The 582-nt window shown below is 61.2% G+C and carries 1 protein-coding gene; it reads right to left on the bottom strand.

What is annotated here, in order from left to right; translation table 11 throughout:
• Positions 1–117: 117 nt before the first annotated feature.
• Positions 118–582 (bottom strand): MuF-C-terminal domain-containing protein (locus AB4Z27_RS29350; protein ID WP_441646022.1); only part of this gene is annotated, 465 nt, incomplete at its 5' end.

The following is a 582-nucleotide window of genomic DNA, read 5'->3' as shown; positions in this document are numbered from 1 at the left end:
GTGTGCAACGCGGTGCAGATCCGCTGGCGTTGCAATGATGGGGCGAAGGTCATATACTGGCCACACCGCTTGAGAGGCGTCCCACTTATGGCAATCAGAGCCGGACAGTCGTGTCTCTCAGGCGGTTTTTCTTTTGTGCGCCACCGTCATGGTGGGCATGTCGCCACGTTCGCTGGCCCCCTCCCAAAGCAGTAGCCCCTTCGCGCGCCACACGCGCTCGAAATCCCTGTCTTCCTTCGCATAGATGCTCGCGAGCTCGTTGCAACGGGCGCGGCCGATTTGCTTGTCCGCATGCAGGATGGCAACGAGCGGGCCCAGATGAATGGTGTCGAAGGACAGCACTACCGCGTTCACATCATGCGGACGGGTGTGTGACCTGAAGATCGCCTTGGGTGCCAGCAGGGTGCCATATATCCCTTCCAGAAATCGCCGCGGCACGTTGTGCCGGAACAGCATTTTCTCGACATTGGCGACCTTCACGGCCAGCGGAAGGTCCGGGAAGCCAAGCTCCAGATAGCGGCGCGGCGTGTTGCCGAGCCGGATGGCGAGCCCCATTACCGTGTTGGCCTTGTCGGTCAGCAG

It is taken from the genome of Cupriavidus sp. KB_39 (genome assembly GCF_052114485.1).
Taxonomy (GTDB): domain Bacteria; phylum Pseudomonadota; class Gammaproteobacteria; order Burkholderiales; family Burkholderiaceae; genus Cupriavidus.
This window is presented reverse-complemented; position numbering and strand designations above follow the sequence as displayed.